A 13,212-nucleotide genomic window follows, 5' to 3' on the forward strand; every position below is an offset into this window, starting at 1 on the left:
CCCCGATACCTATTCCATTATATTTATATTTAATTATGATTAATATATTCTAAAATTATCAAAATATTCACATTTTCATTAACACTTTTTATACAGCATTTTTAAAGAAATAAAATCTTTAATTTTATGAACATAATGAGAAAATATGCATATAATAAATCGATGTAGTGTTTATTAGGAGGATAATTGTGAATAAAAATTATCAAGTTACAGATTTTGTGCCTTTTCAGTACCCTGTAATGTACCCAATGATGATGTATAGAATGGATGATCCAGAAATGGAAAGAAAAATTAAACCTCCAGCTCAACCGATGCCTCAACCACAACCTATACCGCAGCCTATGCCTAAACCAAAGCCTCAACCTATACCACAGCCTATTACTAAACCAAAGCCTCAACCTATGCCACAGCCTATGCCTAAACCAAAACCTCAGCCTATACCTCAACCAAAACCAAAGCCTCAACCTATACCACAACCTATACCTCAACCTACACAAGAATTAAAAATACAACCTAAATTACAACCAGCAACTATGGAATTAAATATTCAACCTAGTATGCAGCCTCAAAATATGGGATTGAATATTCAACCTAAGATGCAGCCTCAAAATATGGAACTAAATATACAGCCAATGATACCGCCTACTAAAATGGAGCTTGATGTACAACCTAAAGTAGAAGCACAAAGTATGGAATTAAATATAAAACCTAAGATGGGATCAGTAGCAACAGAACCAATAAAACTACATTTAAAGATAGAACCTAAAATGGAACCAACAAAAATGCATTTAAATATACAACCAATAGTTCAGCCAGTGAAACAGCCAATAATGATGCAGCAGCCTATGATGCCATGTCATATGATGCCATGCTATATGATGAAACATCCATGCCATATGATGAAGTATCCATGTCATATGATGAAACATCCATGCCATATGATGAAACATCCATGCCATATGATGATGAATCCAATGGCAATGCAGCATATGCACAGTTGTAAGTAATTTTATCTTAGTAGATTTTTTGCCTTTACAAACATAAATAAGAATAAATAATGGAATATTAACAGTTTTTCTTGAGAGTGTAAAAAGTATCAATAGAAAAGAAAATCACCATGAAATTTACATGGTGATTTTTTGTTGATATTCTTATATTATTTAGTGCGGAAAAATAATTTTGTAGTTTGAGGATTTTGGACCTATTAGTGCATTGCCACAATAACTCTATTCATACTAATATTCTTTTCTACCATCTTTCTCCACCACAAGAGGGATAGTTATGTCACCCTTTAGTTCTTTATTGTCACTTATAATCACATATTTGTCTGTAATAATATTATATAACCTCGCATTTTCTCCTATAATTGAATTCTGGAGAATTATGCAATTTCTAAGCTCTGCTCCTTTAGAAACCTTAACTCTTCTAAAGATTATACTATTTTCTACTGTTCCTTCAATTAAACACCCGCTAGCTATTATAGAGTTTTTAACTATACACTCGTTATTATATCTTGCAGGAATTTCATCATTGGTCTTTGTATATATAGGCCTTTCCTGTGAAAAAAGCTCCTTATTTATTTTGTGATCTAACAAATCCATGCTTGCCTTGTAGTAGGACTTTAAAGAATTTATACAAGCTAAATATCCCTTAAATTCATGACTTCCTATCTTTAACCTATCTAAGGAATTATATATATATGATTTCACTTTTCTGTAGAAACCTGTACTTGTACATTCATTAATTATGTCTATTAAAAACTCCTTTTTCATTATATAGATTCCCATGCCAATATTTGCATTTTTCTTATTTCCTATGTTTTTCCCAACACTCAGCACAGTTCCTTCTTCATCTATGTTTAAAGCCTCGCAGCCGCAGAAATTTTCGTCTGCATCTCCTACTTTTTTATACACCATAGTTATATCACAGTCTGACTCTATATGATTCTTTAATATAGATTTAAAATCAATATTACATATCATATGAGAAGAAGCAAATATAACATATTCTTGTTTGGCTCTATATAGATATTCTATGTTATTTGCAAAATTAGTTATGTCATCTATACAAGGATCTGTAGTGGTGAAGTTGAAAAATCTTAGTCCATCTATTTTTCTGTTTAAATCCCAAGGACGACCGTTACTCAAATGATCCATTAAAGACCTGGATTGCATCTTAGAAAATATTCCTATACTTTCAACACCTGCATTAGTTAGATTTGATAATATAAAATCTATAATTCTATACCTTCCTGCTATTGGAATAGAAGCTAAAGGTCTATTTCTTGTAAGCTCTTTTATTTTATCTTCATTTTCGTCTAAATTAATTATACCCAAACAATTTTTTAACATAATACCCCTCCTGTAAAAATCCCTTAAATTTTCACTTTATTCTCTTGCAACGATGGACCCTGCTTTTATATCTTCGCTTCCACCTATCACTGTGACCTTCTTCCCATCTCCAATAATACAATCTCTCCTTATAACTGCATTACTTCCTACAATGGCCTTATTTATGATTACGTTATCTCCAATTTTGGTATCTGGCATCACTACAGAGTTTATTATTTTAGAATTTTTACCTATGATGACCCCTGAGAATAATACGGAATTACTTACCTCCCCATAAATTTCACAGCCATCTACAGAAAGACTATTTTTAATCAATGCATTAGGTCCTATATATTGTGCAGGTCTAACGTGGTTCTCAGAATATATTCTCCAGCTCCTATCATGCATATTTAGTTCGTTATCTTCTCTAAGCAAGTCCATATTTGCTTCCCACAAACTTTCTATAGTACCTACATCTTTCCAATATCCTTGAAAAGCATAGGCATACATTTTCATACCTTCATAAAGCATCTTAGGTATTATGTCTTTTCCAAAGTCGTTACTGGATTCTTTGTTATGCTGATCTTCTCTTAAAAATCTTTTTAAAAGCTTCCAGTTAAATATATAAATTCCCATAGATGCTTTTGTACTCTTAGGATTTTTAGGCTTTTCTTCAAATTCATATATTGATTCATCTTCATTGGTGTTCATAATGCCAAATCTACTTGCCTCTTCTAAAGGTACGTCTATAACTGCTATAGTAGCATCTGCATTTTTTTCTTTGTGGTATCTCAGCATATTCTCATAATTCATTTTGTATATATGGTCTCCAGATAAAATCAATACGTATTCTGGATTATAGCTATCTATAAAGGAACTGTTTTGATATATTGCATTTGCAGTACCTTTATACCAGTCTCCTCCGCTTTCTTCTTGGTAAGGTGGTAGAATATATACCCCTCCATCTCTTCTATCAAGATCCCAAGGACTACCTATACCTATATGAGAGTTAAGCACTAAAGGCTTATACTGTGTTAATACTCCTACAGTATCTATGCCTGAGTTAGAACAATTGCTCAAAGTGAAATCAATTATTCTATACCTTCCACCAAAAGGAACTGCAGGCTTTGCAAGTCTTTTTGTAAGTATACCCAATCTTGAACCTTGACCTCCTGCCAATATCATTGCCACAATTTCTTTTTTTAACATATAGCACCCTCTCCTCATGAACCAATTTATTAGAAATATTAAATATATAACTTTATATAAATTTGTATATTTTGGTCTCTAACGGGTTTACTTTTACATGTTCTGAAGTTATATCTTTTTCTGCTAACTCTTCATCTAATAACTTATTAATACTTATGCTCAAGTCCTCAATATGCTGATAACCTTCAAGTCCTAGAGACTTTAATCTAATATTATAAAATTTCTCTTCAGACTTATTTATTATTATTATTGCTTTTGTCTTACCATAGTTTCTTTCATAGCAAAGTATATCTTCATTTATGTTATGGAAGCTTAAGTCTCCCTTAACAAAAAACTCATGTTTTTTTCTTAGTTTTATAATTGTTTTGTAAATATTATAAATATCTATATTTTCATGTTCCCATGGATAAGGTTTTCTATTTAGAGGGTCTTTACCGCCTGTAAGCCCTGTTTCATCTCCGTAATATATAAGTGGAACTCCTGGCATGGTCATTTGAATGGATAAAGCCATGATAAGCTTGTACATATTTTTTCTATCATCTTTACCTATTGAAGTTAAAATTCTTTCCGTATCATGAGTATCTAGTATATTTAAGTTACAGTAAAAACTTTCCCTAGGGTAATTTTCATAAAGGCTCATGATATTTCTTATAAAATCTGCTGCAGTAATTTGTGAGTTTATAAAGCTAATTACTAAATTTCTAAAAGGATAATTTGTTACTGAGTCCAATTCTTCTCCGAATAAATATTGTCTTTTTCTTGAGTAACTTATTTTGTTAGATGCATCTTCCCAGACTTCTCCTACCAATACAGAATCCTCCTTAATCTCTTTGATATGAGATTTAATCAATTTTATAAACTCATCTGGAAGCTCATCTGCTACATCTAATCTCCATCCACTGGCGCCAAGCTTCATCCATTTATTAATTACAGAATCTTTATCTCTTATTATAAAATTTATATAATTTTCATTCATCTCATCTATGCTTGGATGGTTGTCTATCCCCCACCAGCACTCATATTTATCTGGATATTCACTAAATATATACCATTTATAGTAGGTAGAGGACTTTGATTGATATGCTCCTAAACTTGAATAGTTTCCAAATTTATTAAAATATATGCTATCTGACCCTGTATGATTAAAAACTCCATCTAATATTATTTTTATTCCTAATTGCTCTGCTTTATGGCAAAGTTCTTTAAATATATTTTCATCACCAAACATAGGGTCTATAGACTTATAATCAGCTGTGTCATATTTATGATTGCTGGAAGCTTCAAAGATTGGATTTAAATAAATTATATCCACACCTAAATTCTTTAAGTATTCTAGTTTTTCAATAACTCCTTTAAGGTTCCCACCGTAAAAATCCCATCTAACTACTTTACCATTAACGTCTCTTATATACATTGGCTCATCTTGCCAAGTTCCATATATGAAGCTGTTCTTCTTAGGATTATCCACTTTTCCATCTTTATTACCATTTCTAAATCTATCTACAAATATCTGATATACTATACCTTCTTTAAACCATATAGGAACTTTAAAGTCTTTGTACACCGTTATTTGATAGCTTTTCGGTGAGTTTTGATAAACTCTTCCTTCTCCTCCTAAGACATCTAAATTATTGCCATAATATATAACCCTACAATCCCTATAAAGTTTAAAATGATATTTTATTAATCCCTTGTATTCTTCTTTTATATTTATCTCAGTAAAATAATTATATAGATTTTCATTAATTTTTTTTGAAGAAAGTTCTATGCATTCTTCTGCTCCGTCAAAATATATAAGAACTATTTCGGCTTTACTAAAATTCTCTGCCTCCAAGTTTATATAAACCTTTTCTCCCGATTTTACTGCTCCAAAGGGTTTTCTGAACCTCTCTTCCCATGAATTATGTTTTATATAGTAGTCCATAAAAGTCACCTCTCATTCAAGTAATTAATCCTTTATGGTTTCTAATGCAAAAGGTTATCTTATGTAAAGGGACACATTTACATTATTAAAAACACATTTAAATGTGTTTATCCTGCTAAAAAAGATGTAAACATATCCCAAGGTGTGAGTTAAGCGCTAAAGATTTTTATATAAATATCCTGAACCCCATATACCTGTGGCATATTCTTGTATTGTTCTATCGCTGGAGAATATACCGGAATGTGCTATATTCACGGCACATATAGATTGCCACTTTGAAGAATCTCTATATAAATTATCTACCCTCTTCTGTGCCTTTAAATAGGTGTCAAAATCCTTAAGCACAAAAAATTCATCATTATAGGTGATAAGGTGTTCATAAATGGACTTGAACTTTTCTTTGTCACTGCAGTAAAATCCATTTACTATATCTTCTGTAACTTGCTTTATTCTATAGTCTCTATTAACCATATCCCAGGCCGAATAGCCTCCTTTATGATAATAGTCTAGAACTTCTCTTTTCGTCATACCAAAAATGACGATATTTTCATCTCCAACTTCATCTCTTATTTCTATATTTGCCCCATCTAATGTAGCTATGGTAATTGCTCCATTCATCATGAATTTCATGTTACTTGTACCTGAAGCTTCTTTAGTGGTAGTTGATATTTGTTCACTTAAATCAGCAGCTGGAATTATGGCTTCAGCTACGGAAACTCTATAATTTGGGACAAAAACCACCTTTATTTTTTCATTTACCCTTGAATCATTATTTATTTTATTAGCCACGGCATTTATAAGTTCAATAGTATTTTTAGCAAGGTAGTATCCCGGCGCTGCCTTACCTGCAAATATGAAGGTTCTAGGAATTATATCTAAATTAGGGTTTTCTATAAGTCTTCTGTAAAGTTCCATTATTCTTAAGCAATTCAAAACCTGCCTTTTGTAAGCATGAATCCTCTTAACCTGAACATCAAATAAAGAATTTGGATTTATAGAAATTCCTTGATTAAATTTCAAGTATTCTGCAAGTTTCTTTTTATTAGAAAACTTTATATTCTGCAGCCTTTCTTGAACTGTCCTATTACCTGCATAAGCTTCGAAAGCCTCCATATCGGTAGGATGTTTTATAAAACTATCTCCTATAGTTTCTTTAAGAAGATCTGTAAGCTGAGGATTCGCTCTCATAAGCCATCTTCTATGGGTTATTCCATTAGTTTTATTGTTGAATTTTTTAGGATAGAAATAATAAAAATCAGCCATTTCCTGTTTCTTAAGTATCTCTGTATGAAGTTTAGCCACACCATTTACACTATGGCTTCCTACTATAGCTAGGTGTGCCATCTTTACATAGCCATCGGATATTATGGCCATTTTACTGATTTTATCCCATTGTCCAATATACTTATTCCAAAGTTCTTCACAAAATCTTCTGTTTATTTCCTCTACAATCATATAAATTCTTGGCAATAAACTTTTAAACATTTCCACAGGCCATTTTTCTAAAGCTTCTGCTAAAATCGTATGATTTGTATAGGATATTATATTAGTAGTCATTCTCCAAGCTTCATCCCAACTAAAATTCTCTTCATCCATAAAAATTCTCATAAGCTCTGGAATAGCCAAGGTAGGGTGAGTATCATTTATGTGTATAGCTATCTTTTCATCTAAATCCTTTAAAGACCCTCCATAAGTTCTAAAATGTTTTATGATACTTTGAATTCCAGCAGATACAAAGAAGTATTGCTGCTTTAATCTAAGCATTTTTCCCTCATAAAAACTATCATCAGGATATAAGACCTGTGATATAGCTTCTATAGAATTTTTATACTCTATAGCCTTTAAATGGTCTCCTCTACTAAAAGAAGAAAAATCAAATTCGTCATATAAAGGCTCTGCACTCCAAAGCCTTAAAGTGTTAACCACGTCATTTTTATAACCTATGATAGGGATATCATAAGGAACTGCTAAGACAGGCTCATACTCTGTATGATTAAATTTTAGTTTACCATTTTCACTGGACACATCTACTTTTCCACCAAATCTAACTATTTGAGCCTTATCTGACTTTTTTATTGTCCATACATTACCATTTTTCAACCACTCATCTGGCGCTTCTATTTGTGAGCCATCTATTATCTTTTGTTCAAAAAATCCATATTTATATCTTATGCCACAGCCATGTCCAGGTATATTTAGAGAAGCCATAGAATCTAAAAAGCAAGCAGCTAATCTTCCTAACCCACCGTTGCCAAGCCCTTGATCTTCCTCTAAAACCTCTAAAGTATCAAGATTTATATTTAAATCATTAAGTGCTTCTTTGCATATATCTCTTATACCTAAATTGCTCAAGGCATTGTCTAACAACCTTCCAAGTAAAAACTCCATAGAGAAGTAATATACCTGCTTTTCTCCAGTGGTGTTATACCTTTTATTTGTGTTACTCCAGGTTTTAGCTACATAATCTCTAGTAAGACTTGCCAAAGCCTCATATTTGTTATAGTCTGTTCCTTCCGCTAAGTCTTTTCCATGAATTTCTATAAATTTTTCTTCATAGTCTTTTGTAAAAGTTTCCTTATCTATTTTTAACATCTAATTCCTCCTTTTAGTCGGAACACTGGGTAATTTTGCTTGCTTCCCTTCGGGTACTGGGTAACTTAAGATTTTCGCTTCCGCTCACAAGTTACCCGTAAAAGTTCATTTAGAACTTTTACCTAGAAAAATTACCCGTTAAAGTCCATTTAGGACTTTAACCTCCTAATATAAAATATTAAGATAGACTAAAGCATACTTTCATAAAGCTCTTTATAAGCTTCAGCTGACTTGTTCCAGCTATTATCACTTTCTAAGGCTTGAATTACTATGCTTTTCCAAAGATCTTTATCTTTATAGAGTTGCAGTGCTGTTTCTATAACATAAAGTAAGTCATGGGCATTGTAATCAGTAAAACTAAAACCATTGCCTTCGCCAGTAAACTTATTGTATGATTTTACAGTGTCCTTAAGTCCACCGGTTTCTCTTACTATAGGCAAAGTTCCATATCTTAAAGCTATAAGCTGACCTAATCCACAAGGTTCAAATAAAGACGGCATTAAAAATATATCTGAAGCTGCATATATTCTATGGGCTAATACATCATCAAAATATATATTGGCAGAGACCTTCTGTGGATACTTTTCATGAAGATATTTAAAATACCCCTCATAATCACTATCTCCGGTGCCAAGTACCACCAGCTGTATATCCCTATTTACAAGCTCCTCACCTATATGCTTTATTAAATCCATTCCCTTTTGGGCAGTAAGTCTTGAGACTATAGCAATCATTGGTATTTCTTCACTTACCTTAATCCCTAATTGTTTTTGAAGTTCCTGCTTATTAACTGCCTTATCTTCTAAATTATTTTTGCTATAGTTTTTGTATATAACGGTATCTTTTTCTGGATTATAAATATCATAGTCTATTCCATTTACTATGCCTGAGAGATCACTTGCTCTGCTTTGCAGAAGTCCATCTAATTTTTCTCCATAATAAGGGCTTTGAATTTCTTGAGCATAACTTCTGCTTACAGTAGATAACTTATCACTGTAGTTTATACCACCCTTCATAAAACTTACTGCTCCATACAATTCTACACTGCCGTCTTTATATATATCATCGCTAAATCCAAAAAGTTCACCTAATATACTTGCATCATAATTTCCTTGGAATAATATATTATGTATGCTATATAAGATTTTTATGTTCTTATAAAAATCCTCTTTACCATACTGAAGTTTGTATAGCACTGGTATCATACCTGTATGCCAATCATTGCAGTGTATAACATCTGGCTTCCAATCTATCTCCTTTAACATCATAAGTACTGCTCTATCAAAATATGCAAATCTCTCTCCATCATCATAATGCCCATAAAGATTATCTCTTAAAAAGTAGTATTCATTATCCAATAAGTAATATCTAACTGAATCTACATCACATTCAAATACTCCAGCATATTGATTTCTCCAACCTACAGGAACTGTAAAAGATTTTTTAAAATTTATACTGTATTTGTCCCTTAGCTTTATATTTTTATATTTTGGTATTACAACTCTTGCATCTATCCCTAAAGCTTTAAGATACTTAGGAAGAGCGTAGGCTACATCTGCTAGCCCTCCTGTTTTAATAAAAGGATCCGCTTCAGAGGCTATAAATAATATTTTCATTATTCCACTTTCCTTTCATTTTTGTCCTTTTTATTCACTACTCCCTTTATATCTTGCTTATCTCTTTTCTCCTCATCATCAGTTATCATTTCTATTATTTCTCTATGTTTTTTATCATTTAATTTGTAAATTTTATCTATCTTAAGTATGACTGCAGCCATAGGAGGGACTTTAATTTTTATATGATATGGCTCCTTGTGCCAAGGTTTTTTCTCTGCATAAAGTGTACTCTCCATTGTTTGTCCCGATCCACCATACTTTTTGCTATCTGTATTTAAAAGCTCACTATATTCTCCTAGGTATGGAACTCCAATTTTGTAATCGTAATAGACCATAGGGGTAAAATTACATATAATAATTAGAGTTTCCTTTGGTGTATTGGTTTTTCTCATGAAAATTAATATACTCTGATTTGAGTTGTCTGCATCAATCCACTTGAATCCCTCAAATTTATAATCATAAAGCCATAAAGCTTTTTCTTTTCTATATAAATTGTTTAAATCTCTAAAAAATTCCTGAGTACTCTTGTGTATCTCAAAATTTTCAATAAGCTTCCATTCTAATTCTTCATAATGTCTCCACTCTATAAATTGAGCAAATTCTGTTCCCATAAAGGTACTCTTTTTACCTGGATGCGTAAACATGTAAGTCATAAATAGTCTTAACCCTGCAAACTTGTTCCAATAGTCGCCCCACATCTTATTTATCAAAGACTTTTTCCCATGTACTACCTCATCATGAGATAGAGGTAATATGAAATTTTCTGAGTAATTATACATTATAGAGAAGGTTATGCGGTTGTGATGATGTTTTCTATATACAGGATCTAAACTTATATACTCTAAAATGTCATTCATCCATCCCATATTCCATTTAAAATTGAAGCCTACTCCTCCTATATCTGTAGGTTTGGTTATCATAGGCCATGACGTGGATTCTTCTGCAATCATTAATAAATTGGGAAATTCTTTAAACAAGGATTTACTTAACTCTTTGAAGAATTCTATGGCCTCAAGATTTTCACTGCCGCCATTTTTATTTGGAGTCCATTCTCCTTCTTTTCTGTCATAATTTAAATAAAGCATGTTTGTTACTGCGTCTACTCTTAAGCCATCAATATGATATTCCCTAAGCCAAAATAATGCATTTGATATAAGAAAATTCCTTACTTCTGGTTTTCCTAGGTCAAAATTAGCAGCTCCCCAGCCTCTATTTTCCGCCTTATTTATATCCTTATATTCATAGGTAGGCGTGCCATCAAATCTATAAAGTCCATGCTCATCTTTACAAAAATGTCCTGGAACCCAATCCAATATAACCCCTATACCTGTTTTATGCAGTGTATTTATCAAATACTTAAAATCATCTATTGTACCATATCTACTTGTAACAGAATAGTATCCAGTAAGCTGATAGCCCCAAGAGTCATCTAGAGGATGTTCCATTATAGGCATTAGCTCTACATGTGTATAACCCATACTTTTCACATAGGAAGCTAACTTATCTCCTATTTCTCTATAATTTAAAAACTCTCCCTTTTCATCTCTTCTCCACGAACCTAGATGTACCTCATAAATATTTATAGGGTTTTCATATATATTTTGAGAATTCCTATACTCCAGCCACCTTTTATCTCCCCATCTGAAATTTTTCTTTTTCACAGCATAAGAGGCAGTATTGGGCCTTTTTTCACTATAAATTGCATATGGATCGGCTTTTAAAACCTTTTTGCCGCTCTTTTGGGTTATTTCATACTTATAAATAAAATTTTCCTTTAGTCCTGACACAAATAGACTCCATAATCCTTCATCATTCAATCTTTCAAAAGAGTATTCTTTTTTAGATTGCCAGTCATTAAATTCTCCAACCACCCTTACTTCTGCAGCCTTTGGGGCCCAGACAGTAAATCTTACTCCCCACCTTCTGTCTTCTTTTACATAATGTGCTCCCATAAATTCATAACAATTATAATGGGTTCCTTCATGAAAAAGGTGAATATCGTAATCCGATATAATAGTTCTACTCTTTTCATAGATTTTATTTTTCACTCTCATACTTCTCACCTCTTTTTAAGAAATTTATAAATATTTCTACTTGTTCATTAATTCTACAAAACCTTTTGTTTACCTTCTAAAAATAGTACAAATATTCATAATTGAAGCTTTTCAGTGGAATCTTATGCTGAAAATGATTACTGTACGCTTTATATAGATATTCCAAGCTATATTGATTTTATTACCGCTGTTTTAATCGGCAAAAATGCTGGCCTATCTACCACTATAGGATTATCTTTATTCGATTTATTAAGTCCTAGTTATGCAATGTAGCCTCCTTTTACCTTTATTATAAAAGGTCTTACTGGATGCAATGCAGGCTCAATAGCCTTGGGTAACAGTAGAAGAGGTAACAACATGAAAATATAAAATATGAGATTAATAAAAAAATAAAAACATGAAAAATATAGAAAAATAAGCTAATTTCACGTATAATTTATACAAAGATAAAGCTTATTTTTAATAAATAATATTTTCTGTAATTTTTAAATTAAATCTAGATCTAAATATAATTTAAGCTTAGAAAAGAGGTTGAAATCGTGGAAACAAATATTTTATTAGAAAGTGGAACTGGAGAGGTCGAAATACTTGAATTCGTAATTAATAACAAACACTATGGAATAAATGTAATAAAAGTAAAAGAAGTGTTGGAAACAGACAACTTAACTAAACTTCCTCAAGCACCTCCTACTATTGCTGGACTTATTTTAAATAGGGATGAAATTATAACCCTTGTAAACTTAAAATATGTATTAGAAAAAAACTCTGAGGTATCTAAACAGAACACTATAATACTATGTGAATTCAATAAATCTAGAGTTGCTTTTAATATTGATAGAGTGGTAGGAACTCATAGAATAGGATGGGACAGAATAACTAAACCAGATAATCTATTCGCTGATTCTTTAGTTATAGGCAATATAATACTTAATGATAAGATACTTTTCTTATTGGATTTTGAAAAAATAGTTACCGATATAAATCCAAAAGTAGGTATAAGTGAAGAAAGAATTGAAAATGTTGAGTATAAAGATAGATCCAATATTAAACTTATGCTAGCAGACGATTCTTTCTTAATAAGAAGCTTATTAAAAGATACTCTAACAAAGGCTGGATTCAGTAATTTGAGTTTTTTTGATGATGGTGAACAAGCTTTAAATTATTTATATGATCTTGTAGAAGAAAAGAAGGAAAAATTTATTGAGGAAGCACAAATACTTATAACCGATATAGAAATGCCAAGAATGGATGGTCATACACTTACCAGAAAGATTAAAGAACATAAAATATTAAAAAATCTTCCAGTAATAATTTTCTCTTCATTAATCACCGATGATTTATCTCATAAAGGAGTATCTGTTGGAGCTGATGCTCAAATGAGTAAACCTGAAATAGATAATCTAGTAAAATTGGTAGATGAGCTTATGATAAAAAATATAGCTCGTTAGTGTGTTTATAGGAATTAAAGGCGAAAAGTTAACCTTCCG

General features: G+C 31.7%; 9 protein-coding genes. 3 read left to right on the top strand and 6 right to left on the bottom strand.

Annotated elements, in window-relative coordinates; translation table 11 throughout:
• Positions 1-188: 188 nt before the first annotated feature.
• Positions 189-1,007 carry a hypothetical protein gene (locus tag ACZ5N4_RS18895; protein ID WP_464204062.1) on the top strand — a complete coding sequence of 273 codons (819 nt, stop codon included), beginning with the start codon at positions 189-191 and terminating at the stop codon, positions 1,005-1,007.
• Positions 1,008-1,235: 228 nt separating this feature from the next.
• Here the strand turns inward: ACZ5N4_RS18895 and glgD are convergent, their stop codons facing one another.
• The 6 genes from glgD to glgB all read right to left on the bottom strand — a co-directional run bounded on the left by glgD (position 1,236) and on the right by glgB (position 11,725).
• The gene (glgD, locus tag ACZ5N4_RS18900) at positions 1,236-2,351 is read right to left on the bottom strand and encodes a glucose-1-phosphate adenylyltransferase subunit GlgD (RefSeq protein WP_464204063.1); all 1,116 of its coding nucleotides are present in this window, start codon (positions 2,349-2,351) and stop codon (positions 1,236-1,238) included.
• Positions 2,352-2,387: 36 nt separating this feature from the next.
• Positions 2,388-3,539, bottom strand: coding sequence for a glucose-1-phosphate adenylyltransferase (locus ACZ5N4_RS18905; protein WP_464204064.1), 1,152 nt, complete (start codon positions 3,537-3,539; stop codon positions 2,388-2,390).
• Between the two features lie 52 nt (positions 3,540-3,591).
• A complete protein-coding gene (locus ACZ5N4_RS18910) occupies positions 3,592-5,463 on the bottom strand; it encodes a glycoside hydrolase family 13 protein (RefSeq protein ID WP_464204065.1) in 1,872 nt (623 codons plus the stop codon).
• Between the two features lie 156 nt (positions 5,464-5,619).
• Positions 5,620-8,055 (bottom strand): glycogen/starch/alpha-glucan phosphorylase, encoded by a 2,436-nt coding sequence (locus ACZ5N4_RS18915; protein WP_464204066.1) that lies wholly within the window; start codon positions 8,053-8,055, stop codon positions 5,620-5,622.
• A 188-nt stretch (positions 8,056-8,243) separates the two neighbouring features.
• Positions 8,244-9,671 carry a glycogen synthase GlgA gene (gene glgA, locus ACZ5N4_RS18920; RefSeq protein WP_464204067.1) on the bottom strand — a complete coding sequence of 476 codons (1,428 nt, stop codon included), beginning with the start codon at positions 9,669-9,671 and terminating at the stop codon, positions 8,244-8,246.
• Entirely contained in the window at positions 9,671-11,725 is a 2,055-nt protein-coding gene (gene glgB, locus ACZ5N4_RS18925; RefSeq protein WP_464204068.1) for a 1,4-alpha-glucan branching protein GlgB, read from the bottom strand. Before glgB ends, glgA begins: the two co-directional genes overlap by 1 nt.
• Before the next feature lie 114 nt (positions 11,726-11,839).
• Between glgB and ACZ5N4_RS18930 the strand changes: the two genes are divergently transcribed.
• Complete coding sequence (locus tag ACZ5N4_RS18930) at positions 11,840-11,998, top strand: hypothetical protein (RefSeq protein WP_464204069.1); 159 nt, start codon at positions 11,840-11,842, stop codon at positions 11,996-11,998.
• Between the two features lie 266 nt (positions 11,999-12,264).
• Positions 12,265-13,173, top strand: a complete 909-nt coding sequence (locus ACZ5N4_RS18935) for a chemotaxis protein (protein WP_464204070.1) — start codon at positions 12,265-12,267, stop codon at positions 13,171-13,173.
• Positions 13,174-13,212 lie beyond the last annotated feature (39 nt).

The sequence above is a fragment of the Clostridium nitrophenolicum genome, assembly GCF_055391695.1.